The organism is Bacillus sp. FF-1 (genome assembly GCF_028548245.1).
In the GTDB taxonomy this organism is placed as follows: domain Bacteria; phylum Bacillota; class Bacilli; order Bacillales; family Bacillaceae_G; genus Bacillus_A; species Bacillus_A paranthracis.
Genome location: NZ_JAQQGG010000016.1, coordinates 21,197 through 36,995, shown reverse-complemented (window position 1 = coordinate 36,995; position 15,799 = coordinate 21,197). Strand labels below are relative to the sequence as shown.

Here is a 15,799-nt window from a genome sequence, read left to right as displayed (position 1 = left end):
AAGAATCATTTGTATTTAAATAATGTTCAACGGCATTTCTTTTTAATTCGAATTTATATTTTCTAGACATAATAAAACCGCACCTCCAATTGTTAGTTATTTGTCTAACAAATTGGGTGCGGTTCACAGACGCTTGCTGGCATTGAGGGTGGTTCTTTTCGTCTTTCGTCGCTTTTTTTGTATTTGCTTCCAAGACGTTGATAGGGATTTCCCTATACGTTTTGCCACAAACACAGCGACTTCTCTAGCAATAACTTTTACAATTTCAATTGCTATCGTGAAAAGAATGTCCATAGTGTCACCTCCTTTCTCCATAAAATAAAAGAGAAAGGAAAGCAACCGACCACCCTGAAATATTCAGTTACGTTATATTAATTATACCATATTTACGGTTGGGTTAATAGCTTAAAAGCCTTGATATGACAACGTTTTTAAGGGTTTTTAAGTTTTGGAATCAGAGATTTGAAATGGTAAAAATAATATTTTTTTTAGAAATGATTGACATAAAACTCTATATATCATAATATTGAAATTGTAATATTAAAGAAATCAAATCCAACATTTTCATATAGACTTTAGATTAGCTAAAAGGACACACCTAAGGCGCATTATGCCATAGGTGTGTCCTTTTTTTGCGTTTAAAGGCTACATAAGGAGGAATACAAACATTGAAGCCATCTAAGTTTCAAAAGAAGCAGATTGTTGCGGTAGGTCTAGCCGCTGCAACAGTAGCGGGTATCTATGGATACAATCATTTCGCAGTAGAAAATGCTGTAAAACCAACAAAAATTGTTGTAGCCGCAAAGGATATACCTGCACATACAGAAATTAAAGAAGACATGCTAGTGGAACGAACTTTACCTGGTGATGCGATTCCCCCAAATGCATTACGTGTAAATAAAAAAGAGGTTGTAGGTAAGTGGACAAATGATGGGCAACCCATTACAGAAAATAGCTATCTCTTTAAAAACAAAGTAGTAAAGAAAGAGGAGTTACCGGACTCTGCTATTTTAAATTTGAAAGATGGAGAAGTTGCTTTCCCGTTACTCGTTGATTTGGAAACAAGTTCAGGGAATAGTATTATCCCAAACACGTATGTGGACTTGTATTTCAAACAAGTTGTGAAAGAAGGAGACAATGAGAAGGTTGTCTTTGGTGGTCTGTTCCAACGTGTACGTGTGACGGCTGCAAAAGATAGCAATACAGAAGATGCATTTGTGCTAGAAAAGAAAGAATCAAAAGAGGAACAAGAAGGAAAACAAAAGCCTAAAGTAACGCGATTATACACACTGGCTGTTTCCCCTGAACAACTTCAATACTTAAATCGTGCAAAAACACTTGGAGATGTCATTCCTGTTGCAGTTGGACAAAAGGTGGAGCAAACAGGGAAAGAATTAGAACCAGCTGAAGGATTCTCACAAATATCTGATCAAAAGAACATTTTAGACTATGTAGAGAAGCATTCGACTAATCCAATTTCTAAAAATGTAAAAGAGTATGTAGCACAGTATCTGAATGAATCTAAGTAAGAAAGGGGTTATTAAGATGGAGCGGCAAGCAAGAATCATTGCCTTTTATGCAACAAACGAAAATGTAGGGAAAAGCACATTAAGTATTGCGATGGCAAATGAATTAGCTCATTTAGGGAAAAAGGTGCTTTATGTTGAAGCAGACCAAGTAAGACCTAGCTTTGCAGTTGGAACTGGTCTTAGCCACGATAGTAAAAACATCTTAGAACTTGTAAGAAAAGAAAATGAATCCAATCTCTCGCAGTATATTTGTACCAAGCAAGATTTATTAGAGAGAAAAGTGAATCCAAGGTTGATGCAAAAATTGCACGATAAGATGGGTTTTCTGGTGTTTCCATCAGGTTATAACTTAGCTCAATTCCCAGAGATTCAAAACAAAGAACTGTTTGTAACGACATTTATAGAATCACTTGTAGATACAGAATACGATTTTATCATTCTATCAGTACCAACTGAATTATCTGAGGTTCTGAGTTATCCAATCCTATACCAATCAGACCTTGTTGTTCATGTATTAAACGGCAACCCTCGTGGTGCAATAGCAATTAAAAGAGAATTACAACTACTAGAAGAAGCAAAGCTAACATTGCCTCGTATGATTCATGTTTTAAATATGGGAGATGAGGATTATGTAGAAGATATTGAAAAGCTTTCTTCCCAAAAAATTGCGGTGACAATTCCGTATGACAGGGATCGTACGAGTTATGAATGGGGGATGCAGTTTGGTTCCCCGCAAATTAATACAAAGGTCCATCACATTATGGAAGCAGCTGGTCTTGATATTCCAACCCAGCATACATCCTCTATGAAAAAGGGTCTCTTTGGTTTACGAAATTAAAAGGGAGGCAGTAGTATGTGGGGCTATTTACAGGGAAAACAAGTCGCCTTAAAGAGAAATCGAGTTGATTTATATCATTTTGGTTATATGATTCGTTCTAAATCAGCTCGAAAGTTAGGAACAACTACAGCTCAACAAATTAAAGATATAACAGATGAAATTCGTGCGTTTTTAGTTAAAGAACATCGTGATATCTTAAGTGAATCTTTTATGAATAAGGAAAAAAAAGCAGCTGTAGAGCAAATCATCAAAAGTTTCTTATTAAGTAATCAAGTCGTCATTTCAGAGGTACCTTCTGAACAGTTACTGAACATGGTGTGTGACGATATTGTGGGATTTGGAATTATTCAACCTCTGATTGATGATAAAGATGTAACAGATATTTATATCAATGGCATAAAAGAGATTATATACGAAAAAATTGGTGAGGGAGAATGCAAATACAAGTATCGATATGAAGCTGAAGAAGATGTAAAAGCCTTAGCTTATAAGATGGTAAACAGTACGTCAGAATCACTTAATACAGCAAAGCCATCTGTCGACTGCGTGTTCCCTTATATTCGTATCAATATCGCCTTAGATGAGATTGCTGGACTTGGTACAACAATTACTATTCGTAAGAATGCAGATCATCTTCGTGCCTCAGAAGAACGTATGTTATCCACAAATCAAGCATCGAAAGAGATGTTGGACTTTTTGGCGGCAGCTGTGAAAGCCAAAATGAATATTTTAATTGCTGGAGCAACAGGAACAGGGAAAACGGAGTTTATGAAGTACCTCGCTTCTCATATACCAAAGAATGAACGTACTCTTGTAGTGGAAGATAATCCTGAACTCTATTTACATCGCATATTTCCAGAGCATCATTTTGTTCCGATGCAATGTAGAGCATCCGAAGTTGAAGAAAATGCAATTGATTTTGATAGATTGTTAACGAATGCTTTACGTCAAGGACTAAAGAGATTACTTGTAGGGGAATCAAGGGGGGGAGAAGCCCTGAAAATGATTAACTTCTTCCAAACGGGACACTCGGGTTCTACCTCTGTCCATGCAAGAAGTGCAAAAGAAGCAGTAAGACGTTTAATGCTTATGTGTCTACAAAGTGGTGCGAATATTGGTGCTCAATATTTATATGAATTAATTTCACAGACATTTGATGTGATTGTCTTTTTCGAAAAGAAAGATGATGGGAATCGTTATATTACAGAGATGATTGAATTATTGGATTATCAAGGTGATATACAATTTAATCAACTTTCTCAGTTTATTCCGACATACGAGGAACATGATGAAATGAATGAAAGAGTAGGAAAGATTCATGGCCAGCATAAAATTACAGCAAGAATGTCAGCCGAAATGGAGAGGAAATTCCGTTCTTCTTCTGTAAACCCGGCTCTTTATGCACCATTCCTTTCACAACAGGAGGTGCAGTATGCATAGTTTGTTCGCCTATGGATGTATATTATTAATCTTTATTAGTATAGTATTACTTGTTTTACTTTTTGCAAAATCTAAAGGTTCTGCACTTTCCCAATTTGTACAAGAAAATGAGAAAGAAGAAAGGCGCTTAGAATTAAGGAATATTAAAGGCATACGAATGTATCTGCCACAATCTGTTATCCAAGAAGCCCAAAAGTACGAGTGGAAATTGACGAAAAGTATGTACTGGGTATATACGATTCTTTCGGGAATGAGTATAGCAGCAATATTCTACTTCTCCTTTGGAAGAGATCCTTTTACACTGATTTCTGCTTTATGTGGATTTTTAGTACCGAGATTTCTTCTCTATCGAAGAAAAAAACGTTACTACTTGGTTGTTATTGACCGTCTTTCTATTTATATGAAGGCAGTAGCGAATGCTCTTCAAATTAGTAATAACGCTAAACGCGTGTTAGTACAAGTAAAGCCAATGATGCATGAGAGCATTCAAGAAGAAATAGAAAAAGTTTCTCTTTTATTAGAAGGTGGAACTACAATGCACCGTGCATTTAAAGGATTCAATGAAACTTTTAATTTTAGAGAATTGGTTTTCTTCCATGAAATGTTGGAAGTATGTAGTCGAGAAGGCGGGGCGAATTCAGTACAAGTCTTATTAGATATTGCAGAAGATTTCGAAAAACAAAAGCTATATCTGGCAAGATTACGTTCTAGTTTGTCACAAGCACAACGTGCGTTTGTACAGAACTGCTTAATCGTGATTGCCATGCCGATTGTGATTATGTTGATGTCAAAAGAAGCATATGGATTTTTAGCAGGTTCTATGATGGGGAAAATTGCATTAGCGGTAAATATGTTCATTGTATTTTTCTTAGCAACCCGTGTAGAAAAGATTGCAAATTATAATCCAACAGAAAGAGGGGAATAAAGTGGCTACGATTTTAGCTTTAGTGGTATTCGTTGTCATGTACTGGGTATTCTCTACCTTTCTACAAAGTAAAAAAGATAGCGGTAGCCTACTTACAAACTATGTAGAAAATGCAAAACGAATTGAAAAAAAGAATTTAAATCAAATGATGCTCGCTCCCTTCCAGTCGTTATCACATAAGTATCTGACAGAAGAAAAGAAAGAGCTGATCCAGAAAAAATTAGAAGAAGCTGGTTTGGATACGAAACCAGAAGAATATTTGAAAATGAAGGTTGCGTATCCCATCATTTTCACTTCTGTTTTCTTGATATGTACAGTGTTTCATGATTACTACTTATTTAAAGTAGGCGTTTTGATTTCACCACTGCTTTATTTCTATCCTGATTATCTATTAAAGAGAAGAATCAAGCAGGCGATAGAAGCAAGGAAGTTCGAATTACCGGAGTATTTAATTCCTATGCTGCAGTTGTTAAAAACACATACAACATTAGAAGCAGTAAAAAAGGCGCAGATATATGCTGGAAGACATCTTCGACCGTATGTATCTACACTTACAGCGGAATTAGAAATGTATGCGGGTTCGGATCAACCATTTAGAAACTTTGCTGCAGCCTTAAATAGTCCAGAAGTAAATACCTTTACGATTGCATTGCAACAAGCACAAAAAACGGACAAGGTACAGAGTCTTCGTATTATGGATGCACAGATTAAAATGATGCGTGAGTTAAAACATGAGAACTATAACCGTCTCATTCAAAATAAGCCAATGGAAATGAATAAATTTAACGTAGCTGTTATTGGATGTATTGTAATTTATCCAATGGTTATTGTTATTCAATCCTTAATGCAAGGATTTGCAAGTATATAGAAAAACATTATTCAAAATGGAATAGGTAAAGGAGCAAAATATATGTTAACGAAAATGAAGAATTGGTTAAAAAATGAAGACTCACAATTATCGTCAGAAAACGGTATGTTAATCGCTTTGGCGGTAATTATCGTATTAGTAATTGGCCCGTTTGTATGGAAAGCAATCCAAGGTGGTTATGATACGATCCTGGCACGATTCACAAAAGCATCAAGCAATGCAGATGTGAATTCTTGGAACAAATAATAGAAGTTTTAAATCAAGGATGTTTATTACGTATAGCTCAAATAAATGGATAAGGGAGATTCAATCATGTTAGGAAAAGTGAAGAATTGGTTAAAAAATGAGGATTCACAGTTGTCATCAGAAAACGGAATGTTAATCGCTTTAGCGGTAATTATTGTATTAGTAATTGGACCGTTTGTATGGAAAGCAATCCAAGGTGGTTATGATACGATCCTGGCAAGATTCACAAAAGCATCAAGCAATGCAGACGTGAATTCTTGGAATAAGTAATAAAAGATTTAAATAGTTAAGTTCTTATTTTAGTAAATTCTTAAAATCGATATATAAAGGAGACGAAATGCAATGTTATCAAAAATGAAGAATTGGTTAAAAAATGAGGATTCACAGTTGTCATCAGAAAACGGAATGTTAATCGCTTTAGCGGTAATTATTGTATTAGTAATTGGACCGTTTGTATGGAAAGCAATCCAAGGTGGTTATGATACAATTCTAGCTCGATTCACAAAAGCATCAAGCAATGCAGATGTAGATTCTTGGAACAAAAAATAAGTTTTAGATTGAAAATAAGAGGGGGCGTGTTTCATATAGCTCCCTCCTTTTAAAACATAAGGAAGTAGGTAAAAGATCTGTTAATTCAATTCGGGTATGAATTAATCGAAAACCTATGTGATAGATATGGAACGACTATTGAGGTCATTGACCATACCGAAAAGACCGAGGAACAAGAATTAGTAGAAAGTTTAATTCAGATTGCCACTGTTCTCAGCAGTAGACTGCAAGGTAAAAGAGCCAATAAAGCCAAGAAGATGATTAAGGAGTTGATGGAAAATGATACTTGCAAGGAAAATAAGAATAAGACCGAATAAAGAACAAGAACATCAACTTTGGAAATCTGTCGGAACAGCCCGATGGGCTTATAACTGGACATTAGGTAAACAGGAAGAAAATCATAAGCACGGTGGTAAATTTTTATCTGACGGCATCCTTCGTAAAGAATTAACAGTTTTGAAGCAAACAGAAGAATATGCATGGCTATATGAGGTATCCAATAACATTACAAAGCAAGCGATTAAAGATGCTTGTCAAGCATATAAGCGATTCTTCAAGGGACTGACTGATAAACCACGTTTCAAAAGTAGAAGAAAATCAAAGCCGTCTTTTTATAATGATAATGTGAAATTGAAAGTCCGAAATAACGAGGTGTTGATTGAAAAAGTTGGATGGATGAAAATCTCAGAATCATTACCAATCGATGTGAAGTATACGAATCCACGTATTCATTTCGATGGGAAGTATTGGTATTTGTCCGTAGGTATTGAAGAAGAGAAAATGCAGCAAAAACTAACAATTGAGAGTTTAGGGATAGATGTAGGCATTAAAGAACTTGCAGTGTGTTCGAATGGAATGAAATTCAAAAACATTAATAAAACAAAGGTAGTTAAGCAGGCGGAGAAACGCCTTCGTAGGTTGCAACGTCAAGTTTCTCGTAAATATGAAATGAATAAGGAGGGGAGCCGTTTCGTCAAAACCATCAACATTATAAAACTTGAAAAGAAGATACAACTCTTACATAGGCGCTTGAAAAATGTCCGAGATAATCATATTCACCAAGTAACTACTGCAATCGTGAAAACCAAACCTTGCAGAGTTGTGATGGAAATGTTGAATATCAAAGGAATGATGAAGAATAAACACTTATCAAAAGCTATTGCACAACAAAATTTATATGATTTCAAAATGAAAATACAGTATAAGTGTGAGAAATATGGGATTGAGTATATGGAAGCTGATAAGTGGTTTCCTTCGTCTAAAATGTGTTCGACTTGCGGTGAAATCAAAAAAACTTTGCGTTTATCCGAAAGGATATACACCTGTGACTGTGGACATGAAATAGACAGAGATTTCAACGCATCTATTAATTTGTCGCGTTATCAATTAGCAACTTAACACATGAACGTTATTGCTAATATGTAGGATTCGTTGTATCCGAATTCACGCCCTCGGAGTGTTATATCAAACGAAAGTAGCTTCGGCAAAATCGGACACGTAGAACAGGGAAATAAACAAACTTTATATAGTTTTATAAGGTTTTTGCAACGGGAATCGAGTCTTATATCCTTATACAGTAATGGAGAGTTCAATTGCTGTTTTTAAGCGATTAAACGTACCTAATAATGCTTATATTTCAGCAATATGTGAGGCGAAATCACAAGGATTAGGAGAATTAGTTTCTATGATGATGGAAGCTGGGAAACAAGGAGAGAATTTGATTATTATGCGCTACTGTTTTAAAAGATGCTCCAAGCTGTTCAAAAGAATTAGAAATTAGTAATATCTCTTTGTTTCCAGAAAGAGAACCCGGTACCAATATACCGAGGGATAGAAGACATATAACTTCGGATATAAACAAAGATGTATATCAAGATTCACCCACGATTGATAAGGTAATACCTTACCAGGGTAGTTCTGGAAAGGGCAAGTTAATATCAAATAGTACTATTGTGACTCCAATGAAACAAGGGGATCGCCTAAAAATAAGAAAATGGGCTACACCGATCCAATTACCAAATAACCGTACAGTCACAAAGAATGATACGAACAAAGAAATAAATGGATGGTCTACATTTAGTATGAATACTCAAGTTGCAAATAATCCGTTTTATATTACCGAGCAACGAGGCGTAACTTTTTATATGCTTGCCTATTCTGAAGGAATTACATATGTAGATGAGTTGAAAGTGGGATACGCATCGGAAGCAGAAGTATACCAAGGGAATCAGCAAATATATAATGGTAGACTCTCTGACCATGTAGATAAAGAAGAAAAAGATCAGGCAGTGCCCACAACACCAGGAGGCCTCCAAATTGAAAATAGAGAACTGAAAAAAAATAAAGTAACGTTTGCCCCTGCGAAAGATGATGGGAGTACCTATCATTATAAAATCCGTGGAATTGGTAGGAATGACGTTTCGGACTTTTCTAAGGAAGTTCCTGCAACTGTAACAAGTGGCGTAAAAGGATATGAATATGTAGTGAATGATAAATCCGACACATCAATTGATAAAGTAAGTGGTGTTCAGTTTACAAATCAGACTAGCATTCAGTTTCCGACTGATTATGCGAAACCACAATATGTACATATCCGAACAGTAGATAAAGCTGGGAATAAAAGTGCGACGAAGCATATTTCTACCACACAAAAAGGACGAGTAGATATGCTTACTGTTCCTAAAAGTGTAGAGTTTACCCCAATTCAACTAAATGGAGAAAAGCAAAATTCATTTGGTACATTAGGTAAACTCATGATACATGATAGTCGAAATCAAGCGGATGGATGGAGATTGAATATGACAATTTCTCCATTTACAGAGTCGAACATTGCAAAACAATTGCCAAAGGGTTCTCTATCCATAAAGAATCAAGTGAGTGTAACAAAAGTAAAGGGTCCAGAGACAGGGAAACCTATTATACAGATTCCAAATACACCTATTGATAATGGGGCAGCACACACTATTATCCGGGCTTCGAAAGATGTAGCAATTGGAGAATATCAACTCGATTTTGGACAAAATGGATTACAACTGCAGATAGATCCAGGGACAACTTATGTAGGGAAGAATCGGCAAGTTACTTATACTTCTACGGTCACTTGGTCTCTAGTGAGTGGACCGTAATAATCCATCTAAACAGGAAAAAATAAGGAGGGAAAATTATGAATATATATGTAATAGGAATACTACTAGGATATATGACCCTGAATATATTTACTGACTTGAAATATAGAAAAACGAAAAATATATGGCATTTGCTATTCTTAATTGTAGGTATAGGAATCACGTATTTTGCTGGAATAAGAACAGGTAAAGAGATTGTGATTGTACTAGCCATGGCCTTAGCATGTGGTTTGTTGTTAGAGACATTTAAATTTTCTTCACCAGGTGATACAAAAATGCTTGTTGTGGTAGCTGTATATGTTAGTAATGTAGTAGAAGAAACAGCTATCCTTACCGCTATTACATTAACAGCTTTCCATTTACTATTCTTTTGGGTCGCTAGTGTGTATCGATTAATTAAAATTTTAGGGTTTGTAGGAGCGATTAAAGACCAATTGGAGCATGCTGCTTCTATATTTGGGGCAAAACTACCAAAGAAAGAAATACAGCTGATACAGAGCTTTCCGGGGGCTTGTTCTATTTTATTAGGAGCAATTGTGTATGTTGCTTTCACAATTTATCAAAACGGAGGTGTTTTAGCTTGAATAGTAGAATCATTCATCAAAGAGAAACGTATATTTATTTCACGATATTCGCATTAGTAGGGGTACTTATTACAAATATGTTTATTAATATGGTGTTTATACTAGCGTATCCGTTACTTATCGGATTAATTGTACAGGTTGTCCTGCTTCAGAGGATAAAAAAACCGTTTTATAGGAGTGGAAAAGAATTAACGGAACAGTTAAAACTAAAAAATATATTCTTAGTAGAATCAAATATTTTAGGAGATGAAGAAGGAACTGTCTATGAGGTGCATCAAAAGCCTTTTACATTCTCAAATGGACTAATTAATAAAGAGAAGAGTTATAAGGTAATAAAACAAGATTATAAAAAAAAAGTAAAAGAAGATTTAACGAAAATTGCAAAATGGCAAGTTACAACAAAAGCTAGACTTGTTACAACAACACATTTTCGTTTATATACAATTTGGCAGAAAAATAGTACAGGCTATCAGCTAAAAAAAATAGAGGATTGTATTGATCCATATGCCAAGATGAATCTTATACAATGGGTGATTGCTTCATTCTGTACAACTGGTCGTATTAAGTATGATAAGAAGCCGAAAGAGTGGGCAAGTTATGAATGGATTGCGTTAAGGTAAATAAAAAGATAGGGAAAAAAACCAAGTAGTTCAGTTACTGTAGGGAAACTTATTAGTATGCTGTTTGTATTTAGCCTATCTATTATTGATTTAAGGGGATTAATTATGCAGGATTTTTTGCTACAGAAGATAAAAAATCCATTTTATGAATTTAATAATATCGTGTTTATTGGCGATATTCTGCCTAAATAATAATATGAGTGCACTAAGCGATAAGTTTAAAATTCAACATCTATGCAGTTTAAACGTATTAAAAAAGCTTGTTACAAACCTATGTAATAGTTTAAAGAAATCTGAAATGGTTAGTGCTACAGGTCATAAAGGACAATTAATTTGGCTGATAGCAGATGATGCAGGTAAAGAGAAAAAAATACAATGGAATTACATCTGAATTTGAATAATTAAAAGAAAAAATGGTCTAGATTTAGACCATTTTTTTGTAGATGATTTTTATAGAAACGATATCAAAAATTGCCTTCTTCCGACTAGGAATACTTTAATTTTAATAATATGTATTGGACGCCAATCTAAATGTTATTTCATTTTGCTTTTAAGCTTTTTTCATACGCTTTAACTTCGTCAATAGTTTTAAATACTTTTAAATCAAATATCTTTTCTCCATCAATACATACAACTAATACTCCATCTTGAGCTTGAAGAACACTACCTACATTACCTTTTCCAAGTGAAATACTGAAGGGATTCTCTACATTTAATGTTTTCTTTTTAGCAAGATAATCTTTAAATGACATACCAATGGATAGCTCGTCTTTTAAGCCTTTAATAGTGTTACCAGAAGTAATTGTTGATCGATCCTTTTTCGTAGCCTCTTCTTGTTTGCGTTGTTCTTCAGCCTTTTTCTGTTCTTCTATTTTCTTTTGTTCATTTTCCTGTTTTTGCTCATCTAACTTCTTTTGTTCATCTTCTTTTTTAGTTTCTTGTTTTGGTTCTTCTGATGTACTTGCTTTATCATTTGAACCACAAGCAGCTAATCCCATAAGTAATGCGCTACAAGTTAGTGCTGTAAGTAATTTGCGTTTCATATATTTGTCCTCCACACATTCAATTTGTAAGATTTCTGAAACAAGCATAACAAATTCAGTCATAACTATTTTGTCATATTATGTCGAATGGGAATAAAAAAAGAGAGCCGAAGCTCTCTTTTTCAATTAATAGCAACTAAGGATGCCTCAATGATATATCGTTCCGGTGCATCTCCAATATAGTTAAATGGATAACATGTAGTTAATGTTAAAGTTGATTTATCTTTTGCGACAATTACAGTACGATCATTTGCATCTGTAATCCAATGTTTTTGAATTTGATAAATGTATACTCTTTTATCATACTCAACTAAAATATAGTCATTTTCTTGTAGATCTCCCAAATTAGTAAATACCGTATCACGATGTCCGCTTAAAACTGTATGTCCATTACCTGAAGGAGTAGTCGTAATATCGCTAACAAACATTCCTACTCCTTTTTTTAAAGTTTTAGCATCAGCACCCCAGTAAACTTGATATTTTTGTTTAATTTTGGGTATAACCATATAGGCGATTTTTTCTCCCATTTGATGCTGAGCTTGAGAAGCTGGAATCTGTTTTGGTGATCCTGGTAATGGTTCATTAGTGTTTGTAAGGTTAGTTTCTTGATTTGGTAGAGTATAACGGGATTGTTCTTTGTTTGATTCATCACTTGCATCTTTTCCATCATTAGTGGCAGATTGTATATTTTGATATTGTTGAATTTCATTACTTGTTAAGGCTTCAACAGTTTTTCTTGCATCATACCAATCTATAAAGTAATAAACAAAAGCAAAAGAGCCTATAGTAATTAATAAAACTCCCAACCAATCAAGTTTTTTCAAGTTTATCACTCCACATTAAAAACGACAGGAATATTCCTGCCGTCTTTAGGTATTAGTTTATGCATTCGTTTTTTTACGACGGAATATAAGAATTGAACCGGCTAATACTAAGCCAGCACTTGCAAGCATCATTGTAACACCGTTTGATGCTGTATTAGGCAACTTTTCACCTTGTTTTTTTGTTTCAGCCTTTACAGCTGTTTGCTTAGTTTGCTCTTGCTTATTGGTTGTTGCTTGGTTGTTTTGTTGTGTATTTTCTTGTTTTACAGGTTCTTGTTTAGTATTTTCCTGTTTAACTTGCTCTTGTGGTTTGTTTTCATCTTTTTTAGTAGGCTGTTTACTAGCTAAAAATTGATCGTAATCCCCTTTTTTTACTTCACAAGGTAAACCATCATTGTCACGATCTAAATCATGAGGATCGTTAGTCGCACTGTATCCATTGCTGTGCCAGAATTCCATAACCTCCTGTTTGTTTTTAAAGTGACTGCAATTCTTGTCATTTGGATTTTTTTCTGCAAATGCAGCAGAGCTGTATCCTACTGTTAATAGTGTGAACGCTGTTGCTGAAGCTAATAGTTTTTTCATGAATTTCTCCATCTCCCTAAATGGTATGTATTTACATAGAAATATTTTACATTCTAAAAATTAAAAATACAATAATAATTTGTTGATAAATGTAAGATTTCCACACAATGATAGCAAATCATTAATTCTTATATTGTTATATTTGTCGAACGAAAATAAAAAAGAGAGCCGCGGCGGCAACACCAAGCGATATAATCAAAAAGTTGAATACGACTATGGATTCTGAAGTTTGTGATACACATGGCATGAATAAGATGAAGTTCGGTGGGCAAGTTGTGTTTGCCCGCGTTACTTCCTTGAAAACGATAGTAAGAAGCCTCAGCAACAGGAGCAAGCGAAATACGATGCTGATAAAGCTCATGAGAAGAAATTGATGTTTTATCAACAAAGCATGATTACACATAGCAACATTAAGAAAGCAAACTTTGACAATTATGAACTCGCAAAGGTCATTGCGACGGATTATTGCAATAGAAATGTATTTAACACGATTAAGGCCGGGAATTGTGGGGCAGGGAAACACATTTCGCTTATGCTATCGTGGATCAGCTTGCAGGAGCAGGGAAATCAGTTGTCTTCATTACAGGCGGTGAATTGCTATGAAAGATAAAAAGTAAATTCAGTAAAGATTCTACATTAACTGAGGATGCTATTATTCGGAGCTTAGTAAAAGCAGAAGTATTGATAATCGATAATTTAGAAGCAGAATTAGGCGCGTTAGATGTCAATGCCAAAGCGAAAAACCTCATTAATAGGGTGTTATTCGATGTTTTCGATAGTAGGCAAGGTAAATTATCTTCAAGACAAACCTCACCGGAAAGCGTTTAGATGAGGCATACGATGAACGGATTGTATCGTGGATTCTAAATAACTTCAGAACGATCACTTTTAAAGAAAGGCATTGCCATTTTAAAAGGGGAATAACCGATGTGTGTATGTGAGAACGGGAGTAATTAAGAACAACATGGGGAATGGCTGCTATCAATTTGCACTGTGTATTTGCGAAGTAGGGAATCTCAGTCCTGAAGAAATGGGTAGAAGACGTTATGCTGTTATGGCGGAGTTAAAAGAAATTCATTAATTACAACTGGAGGGAGAATGGGATGTCATGACTTGGAACGGATTTGAAAAAGGAGAATTACACAATGGTGTTGCAGCAGTGAAAGTACATGAAGAAATCGCGTGGTAATTTATATATACCTTTATAAGAGTTGGGCTTAGTGTTTAATAAAAGTGAAGCGGTTCAATTACGAGAAATGTGGGATGAGGATAAAGATATTCTTGAAATAGCAAAAGAGTTAGGAAGACATCAACTAAAAATTGTCGTATTAATCATGGCTCAAGCGGATAAGAACAAAATTAAATCTCGCTCAATGGGGTAAGGGGCATGAAACAATTAACACTGGAGGATGTAGTCGGAAGTTTTGATTATACCGCAACAAGTACCGTAGACAAATTCTTGAAGTGTAATAGCGTTATGACGTACTCAGTAGAGTTTTACGATAAAGATGAGAAGTGGAAGCTTCGTTGGTTTGAGGCAAAGTCTGAAGGCAAAGCGATAGAAATGGCTAAAAAGAAATACGGAAAGATAAGAGGCCATCAAAAAGTGTTGTATTTGAAACACGTGACGTTTCATAAAGGGATTATAAAATTATTTATATATTACGTATAAATAATTTTCGGACGGAATGAATAAAAATATACAAAATCCTTATTTAAATATAGAAGCCCTAGGATTAGGGGGCTAGGGCTTCTAGTCATGGTATATCTCACACGACATTATAAAAAGAAAAGAACATACTGAAGATAACACATGAATGTTTCATAAATGTATCAAAAAAGTGAACAAAAAGTGATTTTGTAAATCAAGGTAGTCAGCACAATTAACTAACGTCTTGTTGAAAAAAGAAGCCCCGCAGAAAATGTTACAGGGCTTCATAAGATTGAGTTATGTCGTACTCACAAGAGATTTTAACATGGATTTAGCGGTGAATAAATTGGTAAATGTGTCCAACCAATCTAAAACTATTATCTTAAACAAAAACGTTAGTTTAACACAAAGGGAAATTGAAATTTATCAAGCTATACTTAAATAAGTCAAAGCAGTAAATCCGTAAACCAATAAGGTACAAGTAGCAAGGAATTTTATAATTTCATTTGTAGAAATAATAGTTACAAACAGTGCTACAGATGCTCCTATAAAGAATTGGTACTTCGTATGTATATTTGTAAGATTGATTATTACAAGTACAGTGAAGAAAAGTGAAACGAAGTTAAAATATCTCCTTATTGTCATATTTCCTTTCAATGTTTGATCTATATTTATCATACCGAATTGTACCAGTTATAACATACTTTGTAATGAATCTTTAAAAAATTCATTTGGTCATAAATAAAAAGGCGATCGTTTCCGCAACCACCTTTTTATAAAACAGAGCAACTTTTTCAGAAATAAAGTATGAATAATTTCTGAAAAGGTCATAGGATATAATCCCATTTTTATAACCTAAGTGACGAGCTTAATTTATAAGAAAGGAATGACTACATTATATGAAAACTTGTCTAATGAGGTTACATATAAAAGAACAGCTAGCAAAAGCTAACTGCTCAATACAAGGAGATA

The 15,799-nt window shown here is 34.6% G+C and carries 18 protein-coding genes and 4 pseudogenes; 17 read left to right on the top strand and 5 right to left on the bottom strand.

All coding sequences use genetic code 11. The features are described 5' to 3' along the window. Nucleotides 1–123: 123 nt before the first annotated feature. Nucleotides 124–294: a hypothetical protein gene (locus tag PQF83_RS27785; protein ID WP_000353182.1), complete on the bottom strand. Its 171-nt coding sequence runs from the start codon at nt 292–294 to the stop codon at nt 124–126. Between the two features lie 374 nt (nt 295–668). Between PQF83_RS27785 and cpaB the strand changes: the two genes are divergently transcribed. The 13 genes and pseudogenes from cpaB to PQF83_RS27720 all read left to right on the top strand — a co-directional run bounded on the left by cpaB (nt 669) and on the right by PQF83_RS27720 (nt 10,724). Beyond that, nucleotides 669–1,529, top strand: coding sequence for a Flp pilus assembly protein CpaB (gene cpaB, locus PQF83_RS27780; RefSeq protein WP_000804792.1), 861 nt, complete (start codon nt 669–671; stop codon nt 1,527–1,529). Between the two features lie 16 nt (nt 1,530–1,545). Continuing rightward, a complete protein-coding gene (locus PQF83_RS27775) occupies nt 1,546–2,367 on the top strand; it encodes an AAA family ATPase (RefSeq protein ID WP_000441032.1) in 822 nt (273 codons plus the stop codon). A gap of 15 nt (nt 2,368–2,382) precedes the next feature. Next, the gene (locus PQF83_RS27770) at nt 2,383–3,807 is read left to right on the top strand and encodes a CpaF family protein (RefSeq protein ID WP_000264623.1); all 1,425 of its coding nucleotides are present in this window, start codon (nt 2,383–2,385) and stop codon (nt 3,805–3,807) included. Then, nucleotides 3,800–4,732, top strand: coding sequence for a hypothetical protein (locus PQF83_RS27765; protein ID WP_000555801.1), 933 nt, complete (start codon nt 3,800–3,802; stop codon nt 4,730–4,732). Before PQF83_RS27770 ends, PQF83_RS27765 begins: the two co-directional genes overlap by 8 nt. Before the next feature lies 1 nt (nt 4,733). Beyond that, the gene (locus tag PQF83_RS27760) at nt 4,734–5,600 is read left to right on the top strand and encodes a hypothetical protein (RefSeq protein WP_000201161.1); all 867 of its coding nucleotides are present in this window, start codon (nt 4,734–4,736) and stop codon (nt 5,598–5,600) included. A gap of 42 nt (nt 5,601–5,642) precedes the next feature. Further along, nucleotides 5,643–5,846, top strand: coding sequence for a hypothetical protein (locus PQF83_RS27755; protein WP_000956353.1), 204 nt, complete (start codon nt 5,643–5,645; stop codon nt 5,844–5,846). Between the two features lie 66 nt (nt 5,847–5,912). Continuing rightward, on the top strand, nt 5,913–6,116 hold the full coding sequence (locus PQF83_RS27750; protein ID WP_000900885.1) for a hypothetical protein: 204 nt from the start codon (nt 5,913–5,915) through the stop codon (nt 6,114–6,116). Nucleotides 6,117–6,188: 72 nt separating this feature from the next. Beyond that, on the top strand, nt 6,189–6,395 hold the full coding sequence (locus tag PQF83_RS27745) for a hypothetical protein (RefSeq protein ID WP_000949458.1): 207 nt from the start codon (nt 6,189–6,191) through the stop codon (nt 6,393–6,395). A 71-nt stretch (nt 6,396–6,466) separates the two neighbouring features. Continuing rightward, a pseudogene (locus tag PQF83_RS27740) lies at nt 6,467–6,712 on the top strand (IS607 family transposase); the annotation flags it as partial. After that, nucleotides 6,675–7,793, top strand: a complete 1,119-nt coding sequence (locus PQF83_RS27735; protein ID WP_000599424.1) for an RNA-guided endonuclease InsQ/TnpB family protein — start codon at nt 6,675–6,677, stop codon at nt 7,791–7,793. The pseudogene PQF83_RS27740 and the gene PQF83_RS27735, both read left to right, overlap by 38 nt. A gap of 151 nt (nt 7,794–7,944) precedes the next feature. Next, nucleotides 7,945–9,520, top strand: a pseudogene (locus tag PQF83_RS27730) (WxL domain-containing protein); the annotation flags it as partial. 38 nt (nt 9,521–9,558) lie between these two features. Beyond that, complete coding sequence (locus PQF83_RS27725; RefSeq protein ID WP_001029022.1) at nt 9,559–10,104, top strand: hypothetical protein; 546 nt, start codon at nt 9,559–9,561, stop codon at nt 10,102–10,104. Next, nucleotides 10,101–10,724, top strand: a complete 624-nt coding sequence (locus PQF83_RS27720; RefSeq protein ID WP_001088474.1) for a hypothetical protein — start codon at nt 10,101–10,103, stop codon at nt 10,722–10,724. The genes PQF83_RS27725 and PQF83_RS27720 overlap by 4 nt, the downstream gene beginning before the upstream one ends. Before the next feature lie 539 nt (nt 10,725–11,263). On the opposite strand, the gene PQF83_RS27715 is transcribed toward PQF83_RS27720, so the two are convergent. The 3 genes from PQF83_RS27715 to PQF83_RS27705 all read right to left on the bottom strand — a co-directional run bounded on the left by PQF83_RS27715 (nt 11,264) and on the right by PQF83_RS27705 (nt 13,176). After that, entirely contained in the window at nt 11,264–11,767 is a 504-nt protein-coding gene (locus tag PQF83_RS27715) for a hypothetical protein (protein ID WP_000823722.1), read from the bottom strand. A gap of 122 nt (nt 11,768–11,889) precedes the next feature. After that, nucleotides 11,890–12,591 (bottom strand): class D sortase, encoded by a 702-nt coding sequence (locus PQF83_RS27710; RefSeq protein WP_046647062.1) that lies wholly within the window; start codon nt 12,589–12,591, stop codon nt 11,890–11,892. A gap of 57 nt (nt 12,592–12,648) precedes the next feature. Next, nucleotides 12,649–13,176, bottom strand: coding sequence for an excalibur calcium-binding domain-containing protein (locus tag PQF83_RS27705; RefSeq protein ID WP_000734522.1), 528 nt, complete (start codon nt 13,174–13,176; stop codon nt 12,649–12,651). Between the two features lie 215 nt (nt 13,177–13,391). Between PQF83_RS27705 and PQF83_RS27700 the strand changes: the two are divergent. The 4 genes and pseudogenes from PQF83_RS27700 (at nt 13,392) to PQF83_RS27685 (ending at nt 14,848) form a co-directional block, all read left to right on the top strand. Beyond that, a pseudogene (locus tag PQF83_RS27700) lies at nt 13,392–14,117 on the top strand (ATP-binding protein). A gap of 23 nt (nt 14,118–14,140) precedes the next feature. Continuing rightward, nucleotides 14,141–14,365: pseudogene (locus tag PQF83_RS27695) on the top strand (hypothetical protein). A 31-nt stretch (nt 14,366–14,396) separates the two neighbouring features. Next, nucleotides 14,397–14,558 carry a hypothetical protein gene (locus PQF83_RS27690; protein WP_000482387.1) on the top strand — a complete coding sequence of 54 codons (162 nt, stop codon included), beginning with the start codon at nt 14,397–14,399 and terminating at the stop codon, nt 14,556–14,558. A gap of 5 nt (nt 14,559–14,563) precedes the next feature. After that, nucleotides 14,564–14,848, top strand: a complete 285-nt coding sequence (locus tag PQF83_RS27685; protein WP_000811978.1) for a hypothetical protein — start codon at nt 14,564–14,566, stop codon at nt 14,846–14,848. 405 nt (nt 14,849–15,253) lie between these two features. Here PQF83_RS27685 and PQF83_RS28540 read toward each other — a convergent pair whose 3' ends face one another. Next, nucleotides 15,254–15,472 carry a hypothetical protein gene (locus tag PQF83_RS28540; protein ID WP_012614917.1) on the bottom strand — a complete coding sequence of 73 codons (219 nt, stop codon included), beginning with the start codon at nt 15,470–15,472 and terminating at the stop codon, nt 15,254–15,256. Nucleotides 15,473–15,799 lie beyond the last annotated feature (327 nt).